Raw genomic sequence first — 23,374 nt, forward strand, 5'->3', positions numbered from 1 at the left:
CTTGTCCAACAAACGCGTCGGACGTTGAAGTAGGCTGGAAATCCCCGGACCACCACCACAAAAGCGAGGCTAAACGTGCACCAGGACGCCGCCCGGTTCCTGTCCCAGCCGGTGGCCGCCCAGCCCGGCTCGCCGCTGCGTGTGGCGGTGTACTCGCGCATCGCCGAGGCCATCCGCAACGGCCTCCTCACCCCTGGCTGCATGATCCCCACCGAAACGGAACTCGGCGCGGACATGAAGGTCAGCCGCACGGTGGTCCGCGAGGCCCTCATGCTCCTGGAGGAGGACGGCCTGATCAGGGCGCGGCGCGGCGTCGGACGCTTCGTCTCGGACACGCTCCCCCGCATCGGCATTGAACGCATCCGCCCCTTCGAGGAAGTCCTCGCCGGCCCCGGACAGACGCTCGAGGTCAAGCGCACCCAGGCCATCCGCCAGGCCGCGTCCGAGTTCGTCGCCCCCGGCATCGGCGTGGAGCCTGGCACCGACTGCTGGCTGTGGGAATCTGTCCTGATCCGCGACGGCGAGGCCATCGCCCACCTGCAGGAGAACGTCACGGCCCAGCCGGTCAGCTTCGGCAAGGGCCTCGCCGCGCCCCTTGAGATCAAGGACGACGGCGGCACCACTTTGCTTGCCGCGCTCAACAAGCAGCTGGGCAGGTTGGCCGGGCCGGGCGAATGCCAGATCAGCCTCAGCCAGGTGGGGCCCAGCCGGGCGAAGCTGCTGGACCTGCGCCCGTCGGACCCGGTACTGGTCCTCACGCAGTACGTGCGGCAGGGCAACCGGCCGTTCTACCTGGCCAAGTGCCTGGTCTCCGCCAAGGCAGGCCATCTTTCGGTGATGCAGCAGTTCCAGTCCTGACCCCAAGCCTCAGCGCGCCTGCGTCCCGTTCGTCCTTATCGGTCACGCATACACTGAGCCATGGCTACCTACACACCCGCGGAATTGGCTCGCGAGTTGGGCTACACCGATGAGCAGCGCCCGGGACTGATCGTTCGTGACTATCTCCGGAAAAAACCCTGATCATCCGAAGCACCAGCGGTGGCTGCTGGACGAAGCCCAGGCAGCCGACGTCCGCAACAACGTTCCACGAAAGCGCTGAACGCCGAGGCCAGAGAGCGAACCGGACGGAAGGCTACGCGATGACCTCGTCGCATATCGCTGGCAGTGGAGCATTTTCGAAGTGGCTGAGCAGCGTCTGCATCAGGTGCGGGGCGAAATCCTCCTCGAGCGACAGGACCAACCGGCACCGCGCGCTTTTCACCTCCGGGTACCCCGCGTACAGCCTCCGCATGTCGCACACCGTCTGCCCGTGGCCGGGCCCGTCAGAGGTGTCGACGGCGGCACGCACCACGGGTGCCAGCGCAGGCTTCACAGCGCCAACGGCGAGCGCCGCCGCCAGAGGATCGTGCATGGCGGAGCAGGGCCGGCCGTAGGTGCCCTCGTAGAAGCGGAAGTAGTAGCCCAGCATCTCCCCCAGCGCCCGCGGCACCGACGCAGCAGAAGCCAGCAGCACCTGCCGGTGGGACTCCTCCAGAACCGACGCCATGGTCACGTCCAGCGGCACCAGGGTCACGTCCCAGGCGGCGGACAGCATCAGGGCGGCGGCCTCGGGGTCGTGCCAGATGTTCGCCTCGGCCACGGGCGTGATGTTCCCCGGGGCCAGCGCGGCCCCGCCCATCACGGTCACGGACTCCACCAGGGACGGCAGCGCAGGCTCCAGCCGCAACGCCTGGGCAATGTTGGTCAGCGGCCCGATCGCCACCACCCGCAAGGTACCGGGATACGTGCCGGCCAGCCGCACCAGCATCTCCGCCGCGGACTCGGCAACAACAGAGGCAGCAGAAGGAGCCAGCACAAATTCCCCAACACCGTTCTCCCCATGCACCCATGGCGACCCGCCGCCAAAGGAGCCAACCAACGGATCGTGCGCACCGACGGCAACCGGCACAGAATCAGAGCCAGCCAACGAAAGCAGGTCAAGAGTGTTCCGGGCCCCGACGGCGGCACTGACGTTCCCGCTCACCGTCCCGATCCCCACAACGGAAGCAAGAGGCGAGGCGAGCAGGTAGGCCAGGGCGAGGGCGTCGTCGATGCCGGTGTCGCAGTCCAGGTAAACGGGGGCAGTCACAATAGGTTCCTTCGCAACACATTAACACTCGTGAATAGAACAAGTCAGAAGAACTGTATTTGTTCAACCGCCGGTAATACTCCCTTGGCAACGTGGCGCTCCTCGTTGATATCCAGCACTGAGGGCCATGCGACGCCATCGAACGAGAGCTTCTGAGCCAAATCGGTTACGCCTCGCCCGCTGCGGGTCTGGCTCCTGGGCAGAGTGTGATCTTCCGTTTAGCTTCTACGAGGAGCCGTGCCCACCTTCCTGGTTGCCATGGCCCTAGCCGCCCACCCGGAAGCATCGCGGCGGCAGCGTACCGGCGAGGCGTTCGAGTAGAAACACGCATCGCCCGCTGGGCGGCCGAGTGCCCGGGGAGAACATCCCGCTCGACGCCGGCTCCGCCGTGGGTGCCCTGGGGGGTTGAGGCGTTTTCGTAGTCGACCGGAGGAGGCAACCTCGGGGCGCAGAGACGACTACTCCTTCACCCGGGATACTGCTCGGAGGGTCGTCCTGCGAGTAGCGGAACCCAACTGCGGCAGCTGTGCCGCGAAGGCAGTGACTAGTGCAACTTACGTCCTGCCGCTTCTAGGATGGGTAGAATCCGGCACCTAACCCACCAGCTAAAGTTTGCAATATGACCGTTCTCAACACTGAAACTGCACTCTACGCCGCCTTAAAATTCCTCCCAGAGGGCACGACGATGACTGTTTATACGAAGGATAGCGGCCGCGCTCGAACGAACGTTGTGGCCAAGCTTCGAAAGGAGCCGGAAGGTGGATGGCACGACTGGCAGATTATTCGCCGCCCCGTCACTGCCGACGCTTCTCACCTCCCTGCGGATTGGCCCAACGAAGCCCCCGCCATCATCTCCACGCGAACGCTGGCGGACAGCCTCGAAGCGAATCCAGACCTATGGGCCGACATCGACGATTAGCTGTACCCGCTTATCGTCCGGTCCTGAGCTGAAACAGGAGTGCTGCGCGGCGTGGTGCCGTGTAATAAGTCTTAAGGGGTGAAGTGAGTCAGTTCAACCAGGAACTTCTGGATAAACGCAGGTGGAGAGACTTCCTTGACGTGCCAGCGAACACAGTGGGGGTCTCCGTAAGGGTAGATAACGACTCCCGACTGGCATGCCCGAACAGCGCGCTCATGACAGCCCACGTCATTAAATTTCTTCAGCGAGCGGGAATCAAATCTCAGTTCGCCGTGCCCGTCGGAGTTGGGGCACCGTCCGGATTCATACCTGGGGATGTCTTTCTGTTCATGAAGCTGATCGGGATCACCGCCCAGCTGGTGAAGGGAATACTTGCCTTGCTGGCATCCATCGCCAGGCGGAAGCGTAGAAAACTCCTGCCCCCAGCGATGGTCGTTCTGCTGGCCGATCACATCCAACCCAATCAGACAGGAGCAGATACATGGGAGGACATGGCCAGTTGGCTGGTGACTATCCTCCCCGATATGCAAAAGGACCTCGAAACAGAGTATCCAAGCTGCAACTTCCGATTTGAAGTTCGCGCCCGTGGCAAAAAGGTTTCAAGCTTTTACCTGAAAACGACTGGCGGAGTACCGGTCACGGACAGCAATGCCCTAAAGGTTCTCAAGTATCTCGATCGCGAAGTAGAAGACCTTACGCTCTTGCATTGTGAAGGGTGGTTTGCGCTACCGAAGGTTGTTGAAGCGACCATCGGCCTTAGGCCCACTCTGAACAACCCTGGGCCAGATCTCAACCCCAAGGGGTTGGGGGGTAGGCCCCCCTCGCAGTGACATTCCCTCCCCGCTCGGGTTAGCCGCTCCGTGCTTGTACGGGTTAGAAAGTCATCACTTTTTTGCGGAACGCCGGGTCTATCCAGCACTCCTAGAACGGCCTGGGATTCCAGCTGTATCCGAAGCGCAGTTCATAGCGCGTTGGTCAAGACGCGTGCGCGTTGGGCGCTGCCTTCCTAGCCGCTTATCACTGGCAATCTGAGCGGTCGGGAGAACAATGCTTACCTGCCAAGTGAATGCAGCAAGCCTGTGCGAAAATTCCCTGCAGCCGAAGCTACACTGAAGCGTCGGCAGCATAAGGAGGGCAAGAATGAGCGCATCGCTGAAAATTGAACCCGGCCTAAGCCGTCCGCAGCATCGGCTTGGGTCAGGAATGTATCCAGTCCAAAAGATGGTTAGAGCGCTCGAAGAGTTGGCTGCTGGCTCCCGGCACTGCTATAAGGGTACATTTCGTAAACGGTTCATCTCGTGCGCTTGACGGAATCACAGCCCTAACCAATATCTCCGACTATCGCAAAGTTCAGCGAGTTTTTCTTCACATCGTCTACGCAGACGGCTCGACAATTAGCGGAAACCCAGTCAACACGCTTAGGAGTGGGTTTCTGATCTTTGATCAGTTGCCTGGCGACGGGAAGGCAGGCCTTCCACACCCGGATGCAACCATCAGCTGTCAAAGAGGCGTGCGTTTCAAGGATCAATGGCAGCCCATCGAAAGTGGGATGGGAATCAGTTTCAAACGTACAGTCAAGTACATCAGCGCGTTTTTTGCCTTGGGCACGTTGTTTTGGGCCCTCGGTTCAGGGATTTTCATGCTGATGACAAGTTAGGTTGGCCTAAAAGTAACGCCCTTGGCACTGTCTCCTTCACGTACCACCTTTTCATCCCGGAAAAATTCTTCGCCACCCGTATTTACCGTCCTCAGGTGGGTCCTTTCTTAGTGAAGATGAAGGAAAGCATCAAAATAGGCCTCGGGGACAGGAAAGTCTTCCTGCGTACGCTCCTGGCCACCTTCGTTGCTCCTCTCCTGGCGGGTCTGATAGTGCCCTACACCGAAAAGGTACTTTGGTGGCGCACTCCCTACAAACCTCGCTCCAATTGGACTTGGCACAAAAGGGTGTAATAACAGTTCGGTCACGCGATGCCTCCTGGCACCGGCCGACCAGCCACCTTCCAGAAGAGATTGGCTGAACGAGCACCCTTTGAGCTTGCAGCCCATGCAGCAGCACTGGATAGACTTGAACGATGTCAGCGAGTGAAGGTTCATCCCGGCGATTTCTGACTGTGGAGCAGGTTGCGGAGGAACTGAACGTCGGCGTTCCACAGATCAGGGTGCTTCTGAAGTCCGGCGAATTGCGAGGATTTCAGATCGGGGGACGTGGCCTCTGGCGCATCGGCGTTGATGACGTTGAGGATTACATTCAGCGCGCATATGCACAAACCGCACAGCGTGTTAAGTCTGGCGAAAATCTCGGTACGGTCGATGAGCTCTGAAGAGTGGACCCTTAATATCGATTGGGCCTAACGCCACGGCGAATTGCCGCTCTTTGTGTGTACCGATAAGTCGTGTCAATCGGGCCTTGTTTTTGAGCAAGCATAGGGACCCACAACTAGGCGCCGAGCACGCAGACCATACATCTCAACAAGACCTAGGGGCCCGGCCTGCAGTGGCGGACACGGAGAGCTCAGTTTCTGGAGCTGCGGAACTTCGTTACTCGAACTGGCAGTTTGCCAGCTCTCCGTGGTTGAGGGTGAAACAGGTTTCGTGTCTTGAAAGCTGAAGGGCTCGTAGCCCTGCTGTGATGGATGTTTTCTACGCATTCATCAAGTCAGGAGCTACGAGCCTTGATCGAGCCTACTTCCCCGCGCCCCGATGCTGCCACCGCGATTTTCAACCTGCCCGACTATCGCGTCACCGATACTGAGGTCCTTGCCTTCGGTCAGCGGCGGATCCGCGTCGTGGCCACCGCCGAGGCCGGCTGCCCATCGTGCGGCGTGATCAGCAGCCGCGTGCATTCCCGCCGGCCACAACGCCTGCGTGATATCCCTGTCGCCGGTCCTGTCGACGATGTCTGGGCCAAGCGGAGATTCTTCTGCGATGAATACCTGTGCCCCCCGCCGGACATTCACGGAAGAGACCGCCCAGGTCCCGCGCCGGGCACGGTCCACCCGCCGGCTCCGTGAGGCCTTGGTGGCTGCCGTGATCGGTTCCGGCAGGGCCGCCGCTTCGTTCGGTGTCTCGTGGTGGCTCGTGCAGCGGGCTCTGGATTCGGCGGCGCTGACGCTGCCCGATGTCGACGCCTTGGCACCGCGGATGCTCGGCATCGATGAACACCGCTACCGGTCTCTGCGGTTCTTCCGCGACCCGGCCACCAAGGCTTGGAAACGCTACGAACCGTGGATGACCACCATCGTCGATCTGGACACCGGCCAGGTCCTTGGCATCGTGGACGGCCGCGACAGTGAGGGCGTCGGGGACTGGCTCTTCGCACGTCCGCTTCAGTGGCGCCTGGGCGTGCAGGTCGTTGCGATCGACCCGTCAGCGGCGTTCCGTAAGGCCCTGCGGATGTGGCTGCCGCGCACCGCTGTCTCGGTCGACGCATTTCACCTGGTCAAGCTCGGCAACGACATGCTCACCGAGGTCCGGCAGCGGCTCACCCAGCAGGTGCATGGCCGGCGGGGACGCTCCATCGATCCGGGCTGGGCCAATCGCAGACTGCTCTTACGCGCCGGGGACACACTCTCGGTCCGGGCACGGGACAGGCTCAGCACCGTGTTCGCGACCGATGACGCCACCGGAAAGCTGGAGGCCGCGTGGCTGGTCAAGGAACAGCTCCGTGCCCTGCTGACCACCGGCTCTCTTGCCGACGCTGCCGCCGCGAAAGACCGGCTGCAGGTCCTGGTCGAGCGGGCCGCGCAGCCGGAGACGAACCGGCTCTGGCGCACGGTCTGCAGGTGGTGGCATAGGGGCTCTTCACGGTTCGTGGGGAAGTGGATCCCTGGAATGAGCGTCATGCCGCCGTCCGGGCGGCACTTCTCAAGAGAATAACCGATGTGTAGTTTGGCGGGTTGCGGTAGCCGCGGGCCGTACGCTTGATGTTCTTGATGTTCTTGATGGCCGTGTTGTTGGCCTCGACCCTGCCTGTCGTGGCGCGGGCAATGACGAGCACCTCGATCTCCTTTCACCGGCTCTTCGCGGTTCGTGGGGAAATGGATCCCTGGAATGAGCGTCATGCCGCCGTCCTGACGGCACTTCTCAAGAGAATAACCGATTTGTAGTTGGCGGCGTTGCGGTACCCGCGGGCGGTTCGTTTGATGTTCTTGATTGCGGTGTTGTTCGCCTCGACCTTGCCTGTCGTGGCGCCGGTAATGATCAGCACCTCGATCTCCTTCCACCACCGGCAGACTGTACGGTACAGCCTGTTCGTCTCCGGCCGTGCGGCTTCCTTGACCAGCTCCTCGAGTACCTGCTTGGCCGCCGCGGCGTCCTCCAGGGAGCCGGTGCGCAACAGGGCGCGGAGTTGTTCCTTGACCTTCCAGACGGCCTGGAGGGTGCCGGTTGGATCGTCCAGGGCGAACACTTCCTCGAGTCGGAGGGCGGCCCTACACGTGAGGGTGTCACCGCCGCGCAGCAGGAGCATGCGGTGGGCCCAGGCCTTGTCGATGGCCCTGCCGCGGCGGCCCTTGACCTGTTGGGAGAGGTTCTGCCTGGTCTCGGTCATGGCCTGGTTGGCCAGCGAGATCAGGTGGAAGTGATCGACGGCGACAGCAGTGCGGGGAAGCCACATCCGTAAGGCTTTGCGGAACGCCGCGGAGGGGTCGATTGCGGGCTCTTCGCGGTTCGTGGGGAAATGGATCCCTGGAATGAGCGTCATGCCGCCGTCCTGACGGCACTTCTCAAGAGAATAACCGATTTGTAGTTGGCGGCGTTGCGGTACCCGCGGGCGGTGCGTTTGATGTTCTTGATTGCGGTGTTGTTCGCCTCGACCTTGCCTGTCGTGGCGCCGGTAATGATCAGCACCTCGATCTCCTTCCACCACCGGCAGACTGTACGGTACAGCCTGTTCGTCTCCGGCCGTGCGGCTTCCTTGACCAGCTCCTCGAGTACCTGCTTGGCCGCCGCGGCGTCCTCCAGGGAGCCGGTGCGCAACAGGGCGCGGAGTTGTTCCTTGACCTTCCAGACGGCCTGGAGGGTGCCGGTTGGATCGTCCAGGGCGAACACTTCCTCGAGTCGGAGGGCGGCCCTACACGTGAGGGTGTCACCGCCGCGCAGCAGGAGCATGCGGTGGGCCCAGGCCTTGTCGATGGCCCTGCCGCGGCGGCCCTTGACCTGTTGGGAGAGGTTCTGCCTGGTCTCAGTCATTGCCTGGTTGGCCAGCGAGATCAGGTGGAAGTGATCGACGGCGACAGCAGTGCGGGGAAGCCACATCCGTAAGGCTTTGCGGAACGCCGCGGAGGGGTCGATTGCGACGACCTGCACGGCCAGCCGCCACTGCAGGGGCCGGGCGAACAGCCAGTCCCCGACGCCCTTGTGGTCCCGGCCATCGACCACGCCGAGGACTTGGCCGGTGTCCAGATCCACGATGGTTGTCATCCACGGCTCGAACCGTGTCCACGCCTTCGTGGTCGGGTCCTGGAAGTAGCGCACGGACCGGAACCGGTGTTCATCAATGCCCAGCATCCGCGGACTGAGCTTGTCCACGTCGGGCAGCCGCAGCAGGCAGGCCTCGGTCACCGCAGCCCGGACCATCCACCAGGACACGGCGAAGCCGGCAGCTGTCTCCGAGAAAGCCCTGCCGGAGCGAATGACCGCGTCCACGAGCTGGTCCCGCAGCCGGCTCGTCGACCGGGCACGGCGCGGCACTTGCGGCGTGGATTCGAAGAACGAGAGCCGGTCGCACGCTGACTCTTCGCAGTACCAGCGGTACTTGGACCAGAGCACGTCCACCGGCCCGGCGACGGGAATATCGCGGAGCCGTTGAAGGCGGCGTTCCTTCCGCCGGGAGGCAATGACCCCACAGCTCGGGCAGCCCGGTAGCGCGTCAGTTTCGACGATGACCCGGCGCCGGCCATCGCCCAGCACACTGGCGGAGATGACACGGTAGTCAGGCAGGTTGAAGATGCTGGTGGCAGCATCGGCTGCGACCCCGGTAGGCTCATTCAAGGCTCGTGGTCCTGTTCCAGGTTGAATGCTAGACACACTCATCCCAGCAGGGCCACGGGCCCCTTTTTCAGCTACGACACGGAATCAATTCCCCACCAAACACGAAGAGCCCGATTGCGACGACCTGCACGGCCAGCCGCCACTGCAGGGGCCGGGCGAAGAGCCAGTCCCCGACGCCCTTGTGGTCTCGGCCGTCGACCACGCCGAGGACTTGGCCGGTGTCCAGATCGACGATGGTTGTCATCCACGGTTCGAACCTGGTCCACGCCTTCGTTGATGGGTCCTGGAAGTAGCGCACGGACCGGAACCGGTGTTCATCGAGGCCCAGCATCCGCGGGCTGAGCTTGTCCACGTCGGGCAGCTGCAGCAGGCAGGCCTCGGTCACCGCAGCCCGGACCATCCACCAGGACACGGCGAAGCCGGCAGCTGTCTCCGAGAAAGCCCTGCCGGAGCGAATGACCGCGTCCACGAGCTGGTCCCGCAGCCGGCTCGTCGACCGGGCACGGCGCGGCACTTGCGGCGTGGATTCGAAGAACGAGAGCCGGTCGCACGCTGACTCTTCGCAGTACCAGCGGTACTTGGACCAGAGCACGTCCACCGGCCCGGCGACGGGAATATCGCGGAGCCGTTGAAGGCGGCGTTCCTTCCGCCGGGAGGCAATGACCCCACAGCTCGGGCAGCCCGGTAGCGCGTCAGTTTCGACGATGACCTGACGGCGGCCAGCGGACATGGTCGTGGAGATGACACGGTAGTCGGGCAGGTTGAAGAGGATGGTGGCAGCATCGGCTGCGACCCCGGTAGGCTCGTTCAAGGCTCGTGGTCCTGTTCCAGGTTGAATGCTTAGACACACTCATCCCAGCAGGGCCACGGGCCCCTTTGTCTTCAACGACACGAACTCAATTCCCCATCAACCGCGAAGAGCCGGCATAGGTAAGGAGCGTTAGCCCGGGGAAACAGAGCAGAACGTTGCCGGCTGCCCGACACCATGCGCTTGCCTCAATTCCTGCCACTTCCTATGTCGCTTAGGGGAATTAGATGCGGCATAGGAAGTGGTCCAGATCCCGGTCCATCTTCGCTACAACGCAGTGACGGCAGCCTCTTCTGCCATGTCGTTGCGACGAACAGTCCAGACGGCATAGTCCCTAGGTTTGGGTGTGGCGGCAGCTGGTATAGCCATAGAGAAAAGAACAACCAGGTTTCCCGGGTCGGTCAGGACGCCAATGGGGTTACCCTCCCCGTCCCTCTTCCGATCGTCAACCAGGTATACAAGGACCGACCCTCGAGTCCTGCTTGGAGCAGCGAGCCCACCTGTTGGTCTTCCATGAGCTACCTTTTCGCAAACAGATCGATGCTTTATATCGCTACCGACAAAGTCCGTGCGCTTCGCTCGTCTCGAGCGCTTTATCACGGGAACCGGGAACTCGAACCCATCAATTGTGACCATCTCCGCCGACTTCGAAGGCTGTGGCCACACTATTTGCCAATCTTCGATAGTACCTTCCGCCGTCGCCTTTTCGATGAATGCCAGGACAGGCAAGAACTTTTCGGAGTAATCAGAATGCCATTTCATGAGCTTTAGCAATCTAAAGAAATCATTGCCCGCAATGACACCCGTGCGAGCGGAAAAGTGCGTCGAAGCACCAGGCAGATCGGACGCGAGTTGTGTTGTGTTGCGGCCTACAGAGCCCAACAACTTACGTCCAACTTGTTCAAAGTTGCTTTCCTTTAACTTTAGGTTGCGAAGATCAGGGTGATTGTAGAAGTCTTGCATTCGACCAGCAGTCGCCTTCTGGGCGAGCACGGCATTCCACATTTTATTGCGAGCAGTAGGCTTCAACCAAGGTAGATGCTGGCTGACCAGAGGAGGAATTTGACTCGGCAGCAAAATCGGCTGGCCGTCGTCATCGAAGCCATCGTACTGCTCCAGCTCGCGGCGGAATTTCTCCTCATCCATTAATAGGGCTTCAAATGCTTCATACAGATCCACATTATTGTCCCGCCTTATGAAGAGCCGAACCAGGTCGCGGTAGCCGCTTCGAAAACCAAACCAGCGTCCAGCCTGCATCAGAGTATCCCCTTGTCCCGCTTTCCTACGAAAATAGGAGATTGTCAAGCCTTCAACAGTAAAGCCACGAGAAAGCTTTGTACCGCCAATTAGGATCCGCCAGACCTGGTCGCGCTCAAAATCAAGTACCTTCTCAGTAACATCCTTATCGGAGTTAACAATCATGATGGGAGAGCCGTCTATAGTTATTTGCGCGACTGCTTCGCCTAAGTACGGGCGCAGCTCATCGAAAGAAGACGGAATGGGTTGCCCTTCATTGCGACTACGCATCACAGGAACGTAGTCCTTTTCCCAGAGGTCGCGTAGGCGGGCTATGCCTGCACCGGACGTGAAAGCGGCAGCATCCCAAGTCTTTTGGATAAAGTCCCTCGTTTGGATGTGCTCTTTGGTGTTTACCGACTCGTGGACGAGCATGGTGTGATGTCTGAAATCACGTCCCGTCAGTTGTGAACGATACTTCTTCACTGCACCACTAAGGACAAATGCGTCTAATGCATGGAGAAGTTCGCTCTGATATCGCTGGGGGTCGTCATCCTTGTCGCCTGACAGGGGCCGTATGTAGGCCATCTCATTGCAATTCTCCCAAGTGCGGTCTTCATCCTCCCAACGCTTATCCACGTCATGGAAGTCGCTGACGCCCATATAGCCCGGAGGACGGCGGATAGTCAGGAGAAAATCTGATGGAAAGAGATCCCGCTCATCATCTGGATCGATGAACACATTGGCAAACGGTGTCGCGGTGTAGCCAACATATTGCGATCTCTTGCACAGTTGCAGAACTTGAGAAATCAACTTATTTATCGTGGTCCGCTGCCGATCTTCTTTCGAGGGACGAACTGAGTTCCATCGCTTCGGGGAAGTGGTATCGACACTCGCTTCATCGGATTCATCATCGATAATCAAGACAGGAAGATTGTCAAGATCACCCTTGATTGGCGTTAAATCCTTGATCAGCTTTTCAAGAGGCGCCTTATTCTTCTTTACCACGGCAACATATGCATCCGCTGGGTATAAATTGTCGGGATGGTTAAACGGTTTGCTCTTATCCCGCCGTTCGAACCTGAGCTGAGTGCGTCCTTGACTGAGTCTCTCGTAGTCCTTCCCACGAGTAGTGAGTCGGCGAATGTAGGGCGCGTTTTGAACATCGGTCAGGTCCGTTCCGTGTTCGACAAACCTGCCCTTGATCCAATCGTCGTCATCCTGGTAGTCGAGCTCTTGCCTCACTTGGGGATCTTCAGGATCCTGTCCTGCTAGGATGTTTTCCCGCCCCATGAGCTCCATATCAAGCCGCCGTTGAGTTTGGGCGCGGAGTATTTCAATTCGTCCCGTAAGGACGATCACCATACGGTAGCCCGCATCCACGGCCTTCGCCACTACACCCGTAAAATTCGCGGTTTTACCACTCTGCACATAGCCGACAACGAGGCCCTTTGTCTGCTTGGCATCAACTCTGGTTGGATCGCTCAGCCGTTCAACGACCTCGGTCGTGGTCTCCTCAAGTCCCGCCAGCGCCTCAGCGTTCCAGCCCTTTACATCTCTTAGAAAGGCAGTGTAGTGATCCCAATACATGCTGGATCGGAGATTCTTCGACTCCCGATACCATGGTTCGAATGCCTTAGAAACGCGCGTGACGGGTTTCTCAAAAACGGGGCAACGCCGAGCGATAACTTCCCGAGACTTCTCATCTAGCTGCAGAGCACTATAGATCGAGTCACGTCTCTCGGGCGAGCGAGGCTCACCGCTTTCCTCAGTCACCGACAGATTGGGCAGCGAGTCCCATTTTGCTAGCGTTATTCTCAGTTGCGTCAGAGCTGCATCATTCTCGTCTGCACTATCAATGAATTCATTTAGCAAATCAAAACTAACGTCACCCCACAGCGCACTCAACACAGGAAGAAGCGGTCGCGGATTTTGATTGTACATTCCGACGAGTGCGTTATTGAGTGCACCCGCCCATTCTGGTCGATTACTCACGGTTACCCTCTCAGTTCCTGCTATCAGTTGTCGCTAAGGGCCAGACTGGCTTATTGCGGGCTGGATAATTTGTTAGGTCGATCTCATACCTGAGATCGGTTATATAGTCCATTGAAGGGACAACTGGCCTTAAAACATTAGGCGTGATGGCAGGAAAGTTTTCATCCACACGATAGGAGGCCGGTGTAGAACGAAGCTTCCAGGACGTGTGATAGAGATCGGCATGTTCAGGGTTCCAGCCAGCTGCCTCAAGCTTCATATCTAGGAGAACTACGTCAGTAAGCGCCTGATTCCGCAGGTCCCTCACCAGCTGGGATAGGGTTCTGCCACCGTCCGTTGTGCTCTTGGTGATCTGCAGCGAAAGAACAACTAATTCTGCATCTACGTCGGGCTCTAACTGCGTCCAACCAGAAAACCAATGGCGCCTGCGTTCCCTTGATGTGGTCTTGACCTCAATACAGGTGGAAGGGAATACAAAGTCATGTTCTTCCGAGTCCGGACCCATCCAGGTGTCAAGGGCAGAGTGCACGCCCACATCTGACATCAGGTATTCGAGATAAAGTAGCTCGCCATATAGGCCGACCTCTTGTTCGAGACTTAGCCCACCACGTCCTTCGAGGATTGATCGATGGGTTCTGAGCGCCACAGCCACGGCTGCGGCAAAGCTGATATGGCGGAGCTGCAGTTCATCCGCCACTAGGCAAAGAAACGAGTGGCCGGCCATTACTTGTTCTGAAACGTTCATGCGGAGTTCGCGCATCTGAGCCGAATCGTCCGTAACATGTAGTAGATCAATATTTTTCAACGCGGCAACGTCAGGATCGGGACCAGCGGCGGCCGTAAGCAATGAAATGCTCTGATGTTCTGGATTAAACTGAAGAATACATTTTGGGCTACCACTGATGGGTATGGCTATAGGGTTTCCCGCAGACCATAAACGCCGGAGAGTGTCATGAGACAAATGTCGACCGTCGGGAGCCTCAGCTGTCGCGCTCATACTTGTCAAACCCCTGCCATTCTACTTCCGCCGCAACTGCCAATATATCTTGCAAGTATTGCACCCGATCCTTGTCACGAGAACCCAGATACTGACCTTCAAAGACGCTGTGCGTCAACAGGAACACTAGTGTCTTCAGGATCTGAGCATCGTTTAGACTCGAAGATTCTCGGGAAAAGTGCGCTCGATACCTCATATTTAACCATACGGTTTTCGACTCGAAGTCGATTTCAAGGAAGCCGTTAGTTTTGAACTTCCGCCATCGCACATTGACGGGATCTACGTTCAGTAGCGGCACTTCATCTCGTTGGGCACGCCGTACCTGTGGCGCGAAGCCGCGGCCCAGGGGCGCAACTGCCTTACGCTTCTTCGTCCGAATGGAAGAAGTGCGAAAAACTGTCTCCGCAACCTCCAAGTATTCGGAAAACGAAAAGCCATCTTCGGTCGTCGCGTTACTTAGCCAATTGTGAAAGCCGGGATTAAATCGCACACCTCTTTTTTCAGAGTTCATGCTGATTTGAGAGCCATCTAAACTGTCAAATTCTATAGCGACACGAGCTAGTTGACGGGTTCGGCTGGGGTGGGCGGAGTTAGCCCAGCCACCCAAACTGAGAAGCCGGTTGCGTCTGTATACGTAAAAGCCTTGGAATTTTTCGCCTGGGACTCCTCCAATCCTGAAGCCGGTGATGTCAACCCGAGGAGGCCAGATGTGACATGTCAGAGCACTCGTGCCCGCTTCAGATGTCCCACTTGACGAGCTCAACTTTTTCGGAAAGTAGGGGTGACCACTCACCGGATAGGCGAAAGGGTCGATGGGTGGGCAGGGTTCTGCAACCGCCAGTTCAACGTCTTCCCTGGCAATCAATAGTGTAAAAATTTGTAGCTCTTTTGGCGTAAGCAGCCGGTGGAAGACCACCCCGAGGTGTGCCCGCAGCTCGGAAAGTGCTGATGTCAGCCAGGCAACGGCATCGACATCGCTTGCCCCTTTGTAAGCGTGGCGTAAGTCCTCCCACACAACAGTCGTCCCTGTGTTGCCAGGCAACAATTGTGACCGCAAGCCGAAAAATTTCTGCGCCAGCGATTGAAAAAGAAGTTCAATGCTGAAGTCTTTGGAGTACAGGCGTCGGTCCACCCGCCTCCCAGCGGGCTGCGAATCAGCGGACTTTGAGCACACCGTAGTGGTGTTGGCCTGGCTGAACGAAGCGGACTTGAGTCCGACACCGAAGTGTCCCAGGTCCCTGTCTGAATACTCGCGTGTGAAGCCGAGCGTCATAGCATGGTCAAGGGTGGTTTCGTCCATCCCCCTTCCGTTGTCTGCTATCTCGATGCGGACCAGGCGTTGACCCTCCGTCACGAAAGTTATGAGAACGACGCCAGCTCCCGCATCTACGCTGTTATCCACGATGTCTGCAAGGGCTGACGGAAGCGTGTGATTTCCTCCAAGGCTTTCACTCACGCCTCCGACGGGAGGAACCCTGCGGGTAGTCAGGGGCTCCTCGGGATGCACTTCCGTCGTTTCCTCTTTGGCCCAACTCGCGACGGTGTTCAGCTCCAAGGGTTCCACCGCCGAACACGACCCAGCTGGAGACAAAATTCGAACCGCGCTAGTGAGGGCGCGCGAAGGCTAGATAAGGCAATGTTACAGCCGTCGACACAGGTGTGAGCGTCCTTGCCGCCCAGCCGCCCGTCGCGCCCGCTCAAGCCTTCCTGCACTTCCAAACTGCCCCCAAGCTCCAATTTCTCAGGTGGATGCCAGCTGGCAGCCACTGCCCAGTCAAACTTACTACTGTGTCTATCAGTTTCATTCAAACCGGGCGGGTTGGCACGGCTTGTCGTTGCGGCCGGCTACTCTTGGTGGAATGAAGTTGAAAGATCGTGCAGCCCTAGCCCCAAGGAATATCCGAGTTCTCGACCTCTTTGCTGGCGCTGGAGGGCTTTCACGAGGTTTCACCGACGCTGACGAACGGTATGAGACTGTCAAAGCAGTCGAACTGGACATCGCTGCTGCTGCAACTTATGCGGCGAATCACCCTGGACAAGACCGTGTCTTCGCTGGGCGCATTGAAGACTGGCTATCGCAGGACGAGGTACCGTCCGTCGACGTGATCATCGGCGGCCCGCCATGTCAAGGTTTCTCAACCCTCGGCAAACAAGACGTCGAGGATGACCGCAACTTCCTTTGGCGCCATTATGCCTCAACAATTGTTAGAGCCAAACCAAAGTATTTTGTAGTAGAAAATGTTGCTACTTTCACTTCTTCCCCCCAGTTTGCCGAGTTTAAAGAGATGACTCAGCCTGGCGGGCTGCTTGAGCAGTATGCCTTCGACGCTAAGATTCTTAATGCTGCCGACTACGGTGCCGCCCAGTCTCGGAAAAGGGCTGTCCTTTTAGGGTGGCACCGTGATCTAGGCGCCCCGAATTTTCCAACCCCGACCCACTCCAAGGAAACATACGTCACTGTTGCCGACGTTCTCTCAGATCTCTCTACCTCAGTGTTCGAGACGGAGGCGCCAGTCCGGTCAATCGAGTTCCAAGGTTCCAAAATAAACGGCCTATTCAAGACAAACGAACTACATCTGACTCGCCGGTACCGCGATATTTCGATTGAACGTTTCAAGCATATAGGTCCAGGTCGAAACCGGTTTGATATACCTCCTCAGCTGCTTCCTGACTGCTGGAAGAATCACAAAACTGGAGCGGCGGACGTTATGGGACGTTTGAGTTGGAACAAACCATCCGTAACCATTAGGACTGAGTTCTTCAAACCGGAAAAAGGACGCTATTTGCATCCCACCGAAAATCGAGCCATAACTCATCATGAAGCAGCGCGTCTTCAAGGATTCCCCGATGAATATATGTGGGCCGGCTCGAAAACTTCGATCGCCCGGCAAATTGGCAATGCCGTGCCTATCCCCCTTGGTGCAGCCATTGCCCGCGAGCTTGCTCCAAGAATTCATCAGTGACTAAATAGCGGGGTATTGACGATTTTTGTTGCCATCGACAAATTCAATGAGTCACTAATTTTTCGCCTACAGCATCGAAAGTGCTGGTGGGACGACCGATACTGGGGGAGGGTCTTTGCGTGAACTAATTTTGAAGATTATGGACTTGCAACAGAGCTGGAGTGCGAAGAATACCGCAACGATGAAGATGCGGAGTTCACTAATCAGCCATCAACTTCCGACACAGCTCAAGGTTGCCCTTTCATCGTCAGCTGCGAGCCGGCACTTCGGCCTCGGCGACCTGCAGATTGAAGGCCGCGATGGAACAGGACTGAAGTCTGAGGTTCCCTGGGTTCGGCTCTATTCGGCTGCTCGTTCTCCCTCAGCTACTCAAGGGTGGTACGTCGTGTACCTCTTTAGCCCCTTCGGCGATCAAGTCTTTCTCTCACTGAACCAAGGGACGACACGCTGGGAGGAGGGCGAATACAAGGCAAGATCAGCAGAACAGTTGCAATCTCGCGTGGACTGGGCAAAGGGCGTTCTTGAAGCCGAAGCTAAAGCATACGTAGGCGCTCCAGTCGTACTCAAAGGCCGTGGCCGACCAGGCCTGGGCCGACAGTATGAGAGGGGAAATGTGCTTGCTTTTTCCTACAGCCGGTCAAATCTTCCGCCCGATTCGGTTATCAGAGCCGATCTCTTGACGGCGCTCGGTTGGCTCTCTGCTATTTACAGAGCTGGAGACGCATTGACCGTGAGCAATCCCAGCAGCTCCCCTGAGTTGTTCGATGTGAAGGTTGCTATATGTGACGAACTCGGCCAACCTGCCAATCGAAGTGATAGCTGGCCTCGACTAGACGCAACAGAGAAGGCGGTGGTCCAGCATCACGCGCGCCTTCGCGCCAGAGAACACTTCTTGGCCGAGGGTTACGATTCACCCGACCCATCGGCGAATAGTCAGCGGATAATGCAATTTATAAGGGGTGACACCGAGCTCACTGCCCTCATCGTTGGAACCGTATTTGGAGGGTCAAATATAGTTCTAAGCGAAGAAGAGGTGTCGACTTTAGACGGACAACGCGGGAAGTCCGCTTTAGTTATTGTGCATTCTATTGCCCTAGATCGATCCACCTACCCCCCTGTGGCGACGGCCGGCATCCTCAATATCCAACAACCATGGAGTCGACATCGCGATAAGATTTTTCCGATGGTTTATCGTTACTGTCCTGGGCAATTTAGCTACTAGTTTTTTCAGTACTTTGCATGAAAAGCTAAACAGGTCGGTCACCGTCCTTAGCCGCCATCTTCTTCACACGCGAGATGACAGGGTCATCATCGATTTAGGCTCTGTCCAGCCTCTTCCATGCGACGTCAATTGGATCGTTCGCCAGATACATAGGTTTACACTGGCGGAATGTCTGTTTTTCTTCATTGATTTGTATGTGGCTCTTTCTTTTCACGCAGTACACGCAGGGCCTTCTATGGAAATGAGGCAGTGGGGAAGTGACGAAAAAGTTGAGACGCAAGGCTCCAAATCTAGAATGGGTACTTATGTATCGGCGCGGCGTTACCACCGCGAAAATTGCTGCATTGGCGGAGACACCTGTTACTACTGTCAGGTATCACTTGCAGGTGGCTGCTCTCGTGGACCCCAATATTCGTAAGGAACATGCTGGGGCGCTCGAGTCCTTAGCACCCGAAATCTCAGAAGCAGGCCAGCGCAACATGGAGGAGATTGTTGCTTTCTTCCAGTCCGAAGGGCGGCTACCCTCAAACCGAGGTGCATCCTCTCGAGAACGTACATTGGGTGTCTGGCTCGCCCGGCGCCGCGCCGAGGCAGCCGAAGGTTCGCTCTCGCCCATCTATACGGAAGGCCTGGCCCGTATACCAGGGTGGAGCACGTCTACTACACAAACAGGAGAAAGAGATACACGCTGGCAGAAGCGCTTCGCGGAGGTCGCGGCCCTACGTGCGGCAGGGTCAGACTGGCCTCGTCATCAAAAGACGGATGACCTAGACGAACGGACTCTCGGCGTGTGGTTGCACGTTCAAAGGATAAATTACAACCAAGGTCGGCTGAGTCCTGCCAGGGAGTCCCTTTTGAACAATGAATTACCCGGTTGGCGCGAAGGAAGGCGACGGCGCAGCGGGCAGGGCCAAGAACAAACCTAGCAATTTTGGGACGACCTCAGGGAAATGTGATCTCCAGCCTAGCGGTGATTCGGTCTGTGATGGATGCGTATGTGTCGGCATTCGGGCCTGGCAATCCAGAAGCGTCTCCCAATAAAAGATGAGTCAGCGAAATAACTCAGGCGATTTAAAGCGGCGTCTCGCAGAGTAGATGACAGCATGCCGTTGAGTTCATCTTGTGACGTGTACCATCGCGAGGGCTCGATAGACCTTAGGACCAGCAACAACACGTTTGTGCTGTGGCCTGAGCGACCCGCGGCCGTCTAAGCTGATGCACCGAAACTGGCGACTGATAAGACATCATGAAACCTGTGAACCTTGCCCCAGAGCTACTGAACCGACTTGACCTTAAGCGCGCTGCCGAATTGGAACTGACGATGTCGAACCGTTTGATGCCCCGTCGACTCGATCGCAGCGCTCTGGCGGGGCAGGCAAACGAGGTGAGCCGACTGTTCCGCACTAATTATGCCAAGGGCCAGTTTGGTGACCCTGCTGACTTAATATTCATCGAAAAGAACCGGAGAGGCCGACGCCCCATAAGCGAACTGACTTTAAGAGACAAAGTGTTGTTTCGCGCGCTGGTCGATTTAATTGCTGAGTCCCTGCCGGCGCACCTCGTCACAAGGGCGCCGTATGAAGAGTTTAAAAAGTCTCCGTTGAAGGCAGACAAGGTGCGGTACGTCAGCAAGACCGATGTCACATCCTACTATGAGTATGTCGATCATGACCGCCTGGCAGATGAACTAGAGGCCCAGACTGGCGAAACGCCCGCCATCATTGCTTTGATTGATCTCTTGTCGCGTGTTATGGGCCGTCGAGTCGGCCTCCCTCAGGTCCATCAGTCAAGCGACATCCTAGGTGACACTTATATCGACCCGGTACGCCGGAGAATGCGCCGCGCTGGTTACCACGTAACTACCTACTCGGATGACTTCCGCATCGCTTCACCATCGCTCGGTCACGCACGGCAGGCGCTGGAGACATGCGCCCGGGAGGTTCGTTCGCTGGGTCTAACCCTGAATGAGGCGAAGACCTTCACCTACAGTGCACCCAACTACTTCATTTCGCTTGGCGCTTTCGTTGAAGCAGAAAAGAAGCTGTTTGAAGAGAGCGACGGTACCGATGAGGACTTTCGTCTGCTGTTCCTGGACGGCTATGCGGATGAAACGGACGAAGGTGCATCAGATGCCCCACACACGTTAGCCCTATCAGCGGTACAGCCCGCGCTTGAAGAAGATGTTCTGTTCTCCGCACCGCCGGATGAAGTAACTGTAGATAACCCTGAGCAGATGCGAGCTGCTCAGAAAGCCTGGAAAATTTGGCTGGACGAAGATGAATCAGAGTCGAAGCAGTCAACCACCGAGGCCGCCATTACCGAGACGCTTCTTGGACGGGCGCTTCCTATTTTGGGCCGTTCGGGCGACAGCGGGCCTGTAGCTAACCTTTCGCAACTCCTGCGCTTCGAACCTGCGCTCACTCCCCAGATCAGCACCTACATCAGTGAGCTGGCGGCCACTGGCCCAGCAGCTAGAACCCGGCTTCGTCGCACGTTGGATCTTCTAGTCGACGAGCAGAACTTCAGCGTGTGGCAGAAGGTATGGCTGGCAGAAGCAGCCGGAAGCATTCGTCCGGCTAAGGCGGCGCATAAGCACTACGCATGGTTGCAAGAGTGCGTGTCCGACACAAACCCGGCGCTTGCAGCAACCGCCGCTGTGGCCCTGAGCAAACTGCGCCGCGGTGACATCAGTAAGCTCACGGCTGCGCTGGATCAGGTCGGGCTAATTTGGCGGTCGCTGGTGCTTTGGGGAATCGCGCAAATTGATCTTTCAACAGCCCAGTCGGCCGCCGAGGACAAGATGGAGCGGCTCCTTTTGAAATCGCTTGAAGCATGACCCTGCCAGTTGTCCTCGGATGCGTGCGGAAGCAGCCTGCCGCCTTTTGAACCAGACTCTCGGGCTTCACCGAACGCAGATAGTCAACACTCGTCCTGCTACCGCCCCAGCTCGACTCGTGCCCCCTGCGTTTGATGGCGTGCAGGTACAGCGCCAGGCGACATTCTTACGGATGATCTCGATTACTGAAGCCTTTTGTGTGGACCGACTGTTGGACCTGGCGGAAGACGAATTCTCGCCAGCAGGTAACCACATCCGCACCATAATCTGGGACAAAGCGTCAACGTCGGCTGTTGGCAACTGGGCAGGCATCCAGGATGCCTACAAGAGCTGGTGCGGAATCAGGCCAGACTGGGCTCGCATCAATCAGTTGACCGAGGTTCGGAACGCTATAGCGCATGGTCTCGGGCAACTCACTCGTATGCAACTCGCCAAACACTCTTCGGTTGCCAACAAAATCCGCCAGGCCGGTATCCGCCTAAGTGAGAATCGCATAGTTCTCGAAGAGGACCACCTTCAGAACGTCAGAAACACATGCATTGATTTGATCTGCGAAGTTGACGGCCTCCTTCACGCGAAGACAGACGGCGCCAACTGAAGAAGACACTCCCGCCGTTAGTACGGTCGGACGACTATCCAGTAGCGCGCAACTGCAGCGTCGCTTCGAGTTTCCGGTGCCCGTGAGCAATCTATCAGCGCGTACGTGATGGATGAGGTCGAGTCCTAGGGGTCAAACGCATACGCTAAGGCCATGACGCGGCTGTCCCAAGCCGTGTGCAGCGCAACCAGAACTCGAACTCGCCGAAGTTACTCACGCTTGCCAACCTCGATGGCGCGTCCCGGATGGCGTTCTCCCGTGCCGAGCGACGTGAAGTGCCGCGGCGTTACAGGGCTCTTCGCGGTTCGTGGGGAAATGGATCCCTGGAATGAGCGTCATGCCGCCGTCCTGACGGCACTTCTCAAGAGAATAACCGATTTGTAGTTGGCGGCGTTGCGGTACCCGCGGGCGGTGCGTTTGATGTTCTTGATTGCGGTGTTGTTCGCCTCGACCTTGCCTGTCGTGGCGCCGGTAATGATCAGCACCTCGATCTCCTTCCACCACCGGCAGACTGTACGGTACAGCCTGTTCGTCTCCGGCCGTGCGGCTTCCTTGACCAGCTCCTCGAGTACCTGCTTGGCCGCCGCGGCGTCCTCCAGGGAGCCGGTGCGCAACAGGGCGCGGAGTTGTTCCTTGACCTTCCAGACGGCCTGGAGGGTGCCGGTTGGATCGTCCAGGGCGAACACTTCCTCGAGTCGGAGGGCGGCCCTACACGTGAGGGTGTCACCGCCGCGCAGCAGGAGCATGCGGTGGGCCCAGGCCTTGTCGATGGCCCTGCCGCGGCGGCCCTTGACCTGTTGGGAGAGGTTCTGCCTGGTCTCAGTCATTGCCTGGTTGGCCAGCGAGATCAGGTGGAAGTGATCGACGGCGACAGCAGTGCGGGGAAGCCACATCCGTAAGGCTTTGCGGAACGCCGCGGAGGGGTCGATTGCGACGACCTGCACGGCCAGCCGCCACTGCAGGGGCCGGGCGAACAGCCAGTCCCCGACGCCCTTGTGGTCCCGGCCATCGACCACGCCGAGGACTTGGCCGGTGTCCAGATCCACGATGGTTGTCATCCACGGCTCGAACCGTGTCCACGCCTTCGTGGTCGGGTCCTGGAAGTAGCGCACGGACCGGAACCGGTGTTCATCAATGCCCAGCATCCGCGGACTGAGCTTGTCCACGTCGGGCAGCCGCAGCAGGCAGGCCTCGGTCACCGCAGCCCGGACCATCCACCAGGACACGGCGAAGCCGGCAGCTGTCTCCGAGAAAGCCCTGCCGGAGCGAATGACCGCGTCCACGAGCTGGTCCCGCAGCCGGCTCGTCGACCGGGCACGGCGCGGCACTTGCGGCGTGGATTCGAAGAACGAGAGCCGGTCGCACGCTGACTCTTCGCAGTACCAGCGGTACTTGGACCAGAGCACGTCCACCGGCCCGGCGACGGGAATATCGCGGAGCCGTTGAAGGCGGCGTTCCTTCCGCCGGGAGGCAATGACCCCACAGCTCGGGCAGCCCGGTAGCGCGTCAGTTTCGACGATGACCCGGCGCCGGCCATCGCCCAGCACACTGGCGGAGATGACACGGTAGTCAGGCAGGTTGAAGATGCTGGTGGCAGCGTCAGGCGCCGCCCCGGTAGGCTCATTCAAGGCTCGTGGTCCTGTCCCTGGTTGAATGCTAGACACACTCATCCCAGCAGGGC

The 23,374-nt window shown here is 58.3% G+C and carries 18 protein-coding genes and 1 pseudogene; 10 read left to right on the top strand and 9 right to left on the bottom strand.

Annotated elements, in window-relative coordinates; all coding sequences use genetic code 11:
• Positions 1-75: 75 nt before the first annotated feature.
• Complete coding sequence (locus AC3ANU_RS17405) at positions 76-858, top strand: GntR family transcriptional regulator (protein WP_488314949.1); 783 nt, start codon at positions 76-78, stop codon at positions 856-858.
• 274 nt (positions 859-1,132) lie between these two features.
• Here AC3ANU_RS17405 and AC3ANU_RS17410 read toward each other — a convergent pair whose 3' ends face one another.
• Positions 1,133-2,128, bottom strand: coding sequence for a nucleoside hydrolase (locus tag AC3ANU_RS17410; RefSeq protein WP_488314950.1), 996 nt, complete (start codon positions 2,126-2,128; stop codon positions 1,133-1,135).
• Between the two features lie 619 nt (positions 2,129-2,747).
• Here AC3ANU_RS17410 and AC3ANU_RS17415 point away from each other — a divergent pair.
• The 4 genes and pseudogenes from AC3ANU_RS17415 to AC3ANU_RS17430 all read left to right on the top strand — a co-directional run.
• Positions 2,748-3,047 carry a hypothetical protein gene (locus AC3ANU_RS17415; protein WP_488314951.1) on the top strand — a complete coding sequence of 100 codons (300 nt, stop codon included), beginning with the start codon at positions 2,748-2,750 and terminating at the stop codon, positions 3,045-3,047.
• A gap of 83 nt (positions 3,048-3,130) precedes the next feature.
• Positions 3,131-3,877 carry a hypothetical protein gene (locus AC3ANU_RS17420; protein WP_488314952.1) on the top strand — a complete coding sequence of 249 codons (747 nt, stop codon included), beginning with the start codon at positions 3,131-3,133 and terminating at the stop codon, positions 3,875-3,877.
• A 1,242-nt stretch (positions 3,878-5,119) separates the two neighbouring features.
• The gene (locus tag AC3ANU_RS17425; RefSeq protein ID WP_488314953.1) at positions 5,120-5,368 is read left to right on the top strand and encodes a helix-turn-helix domain-containing protein; all 249 of its coding nucleotides are present in this window, start codon (positions 5,120-5,122) and stop codon (positions 5,366-5,368) included.
• A 351-nt stretch (positions 5,369-5,719) separates the two neighbouring features.
• Positions 5,720-6,836 (top strand): annotated as a pseudogene (locus tag AC3ANU_RS17430) (ISL3 family transposase); the annotation flags it as partial.
• A 49-nt stretch (positions 6,837-6,885) separates the two neighbouring features.
• Here the strand turns inward: AC3ANU_RS17430 and AC3ANU_RS17435 are convergent.
• The 7 genes from AC3ANU_RS17435 to AC3ANU_RS17465 all read right to left on the bottom strand — a co-directional run bounded on the left by AC3ANU_RS17435 (position 6,886) and on the right by AC3ANU_RS17465 (position 15,530).
• Positions 6,886-7,044, bottom strand: coding sequence for a transposase (locus AC3ANU_RS17435; RefSeq protein WP_488314954.1), 159 nt, complete (start codon positions 7,042-7,044; stop codon positions 6,886-6,888).
• Between the two features lie 60 nt (positions 7,045-7,104).
• On the bottom strand, positions 7,105-7,749 hold the full coding sequence (locus AC3ANU_RS17440; RefSeq protein ID WP_488314955.1) for an ISL3 family transposase: 645 nt from the start codon (positions 7,747-7,749) through the stop codon (positions 7,105-7,107).
• Positions 7,746-9,038, bottom strand: coding sequence for an ISL3 family transposase (locus tag AC3ANU_RS17445; protein WP_488314956.1), 1,293 nt, complete (start codon positions 9,036-9,038; stop codon positions 7,746-7,748). Before AC3ANU_RS17445 ends, AC3ANU_RS17440 begins: the two co-directional genes overlap by 4 nt.
• A 67-nt stretch (positions 9,039-9,105) precedes the next feature.
• Positions 9,106-9,849, bottom strand: a complete 744-nt coding sequence (locus AC3ANU_RS17450; RefSeq protein ID WP_488314957.1) for a transposase family protein — start codon at positions 9,847-9,849, stop codon at positions 9,106-9,108.
• Between the two features lie 264 nt (positions 9,850-10,113).
• Positions 10,114-13,077: a Z1 domain-containing protein gene (locus AC3ANU_RS17455; RefSeq protein WP_488314958.1), complete on the bottom strand. Its 2,964-nt coding sequence runs from the start codon at positions 13,075-13,077 to the stop codon at positions 10,114-10,116.
• 10 nt (positions 13,078-13,087) lie between these two features.
• A complete protein-coding gene (locus AC3ANU_RS17460; protein ID WP_488314959.1) occupies positions 13,088-14,074 on the bottom strand; it encodes a PD-(D/E)XK motif protein in 987 nt (328 codons plus the stop codon).
• Positions 14,058-15,530 (bottom strand): ATP-binding protein, encoded by a 1,473-nt coding sequence (locus AC3ANU_RS17465; RefSeq protein ID WP_488314960.1) that lies wholly within the window; start codon positions 15,528-15,530, stop codon positions 14,058-14,060. The genes AC3ANU_RS17460 and AC3ANU_RS17465 overlap by 17 nt, the downstream gene beginning before the upstream one ends.
• 403 nt (positions 15,531-15,933) lie before the next feature.
• Here AC3ANU_RS17465 and AC3ANU_RS17470 point away from each other — a divergent pair, with 403 nt between their 5' ends.
• The 5 genes from AC3ANU_RS17470 to AC3ANU_RS17490 all read left to right on the top strand — a co-directional run bounded on the left by AC3ANU_RS17470 (position 15,934) and on the right by AC3ANU_RS17490 (position 21,693).
• Positions 15,934-17,037 (top strand): DNA cytosine methyltransferase, encoded by a 1,104-nt coding sequence (locus tag AC3ANU_RS17470; protein ID WP_488314961.1) that lies wholly within the window; start codon positions 15,934-15,936, stop codon positions 17,035-17,037.
• Positions 17,038-17,152: 115 nt separating this feature from the next.
• A complete protein-coding gene (locus tag AC3ANU_RS17475; RefSeq protein WP_488314962.1) occupies positions 17,153-18,259 on the top strand; it encodes an MrcB family domain-containing protein in 1,107 nt (368 codons plus the stop codon).
• A 479-nt stretch (positions 18,260-18,738) separates the two neighbouring features.
• Positions 18,739-19,185, top strand: coding sequence for a helicase associated domain-containing protein (locus tag AC3ANU_RS17480; RefSeq protein WP_488315990.1), 447 nt, complete (start codon positions 18,739-18,741; stop codon positions 19,183-19,185).
• A 320-nt stretch (positions 19,186-19,505) separates the two neighbouring features.
• Positions 19,506-21,095: an RNA-directed DNA polymerase gene (locus tag AC3ANU_RS17485; protein WP_488314963.1), complete on the top strand. Its 1,590-nt coding sequence runs from the start codon at positions 19,506-19,508 to the stop codon at positions 21,093-21,095.
• 172 nt (positions 21,096-21,267) lie between these two features.
• Complete coding sequence (locus AC3ANU_RS17490) at positions 21,268-21,693, top strand: hypothetical protein (RefSeq protein ID WP_488314964.1); 426 nt, start codon at positions 21,268-21,270, stop codon at positions 21,691-21,693.
• A gap of 335 nt (positions 21,694-22,028) precedes the next feature.
• Here AC3ANU_RS17490 and AC3ANU_RS17495 read toward each other — a convergent pair whose 3' ends face one another.
• Positions 22,029-23,321, bottom strand: coding sequence for an ISL3 family transposase (locus tag AC3ANU_RS17495; RefSeq protein WP_488314965.1), 1,293 nt, complete (start codon positions 23,319-23,321; stop codon positions 22,029-22,031).
• Between the last annotated feature and the right edge of the window lie 53 nt (positions 23,322-23,374).

This window comes from Arthrobacter sp. SDR-2R, assembly GCF_057747955.1.

Coding starts and splice junctions, on each gene's coding strand:
- AC3ANU_RS17415 (WP_488314951.1), top strand. CDS start 2,748: ATGACCGTTCTCAACACTGAAACTGCACTCTACGCCGCCTTAAAATTC.
- AC3ANU_RS17425 (WP_488314953.1), top strand. CDS start 5,120: ATGTCAGCGAGTGAAGGTTCATCCCGGCGATTTCTGACTGTGGAGCAG.
- AC3ANU_RS17440 (WP_488314955.1), bottom strand. CDS start 7,749: ATGACGCTCATTCCAGGGATCCATTTCCCCACGAACCGCGAAGAGCCC.
- AC3ANU_RS17460 (WP_488314959.1), bottom strand. CDS start 14,074: ATGAGCGCGACAGCTGAGGCTCCCGACGGTCGACATTTGTCTCATGAC.
- AC3ANU_RS17470 (WP_488314961.1), top strand. CDS start 15,934: ATGAAGTTGAAAGATCGTGCAGCCCTAGCCCCAAGGAATATCCGAGTT.
- AC3ANU_RS17480 (WP_488315990.1), top strand. CDS start 18,739: ATGGAGGAGATTGTTGCTTTCTTCCAGTCCGAAGGGCGGCTACCCTCA.
- AC3ANU_RS17485 (WP_488314963.1), top strand. CDS start 19,506: ATGAAACCTGTGAACCTTGCCCCAGAGCTACTGAACCGACTTGACCTT.
- AC3ANU_RS17490 (WP_488314964.1), top strand. CDS start 21,268: ATGATCTCGATTACTGAAGCCTTTTGTGTGGACCGACTGTTGGACCTG.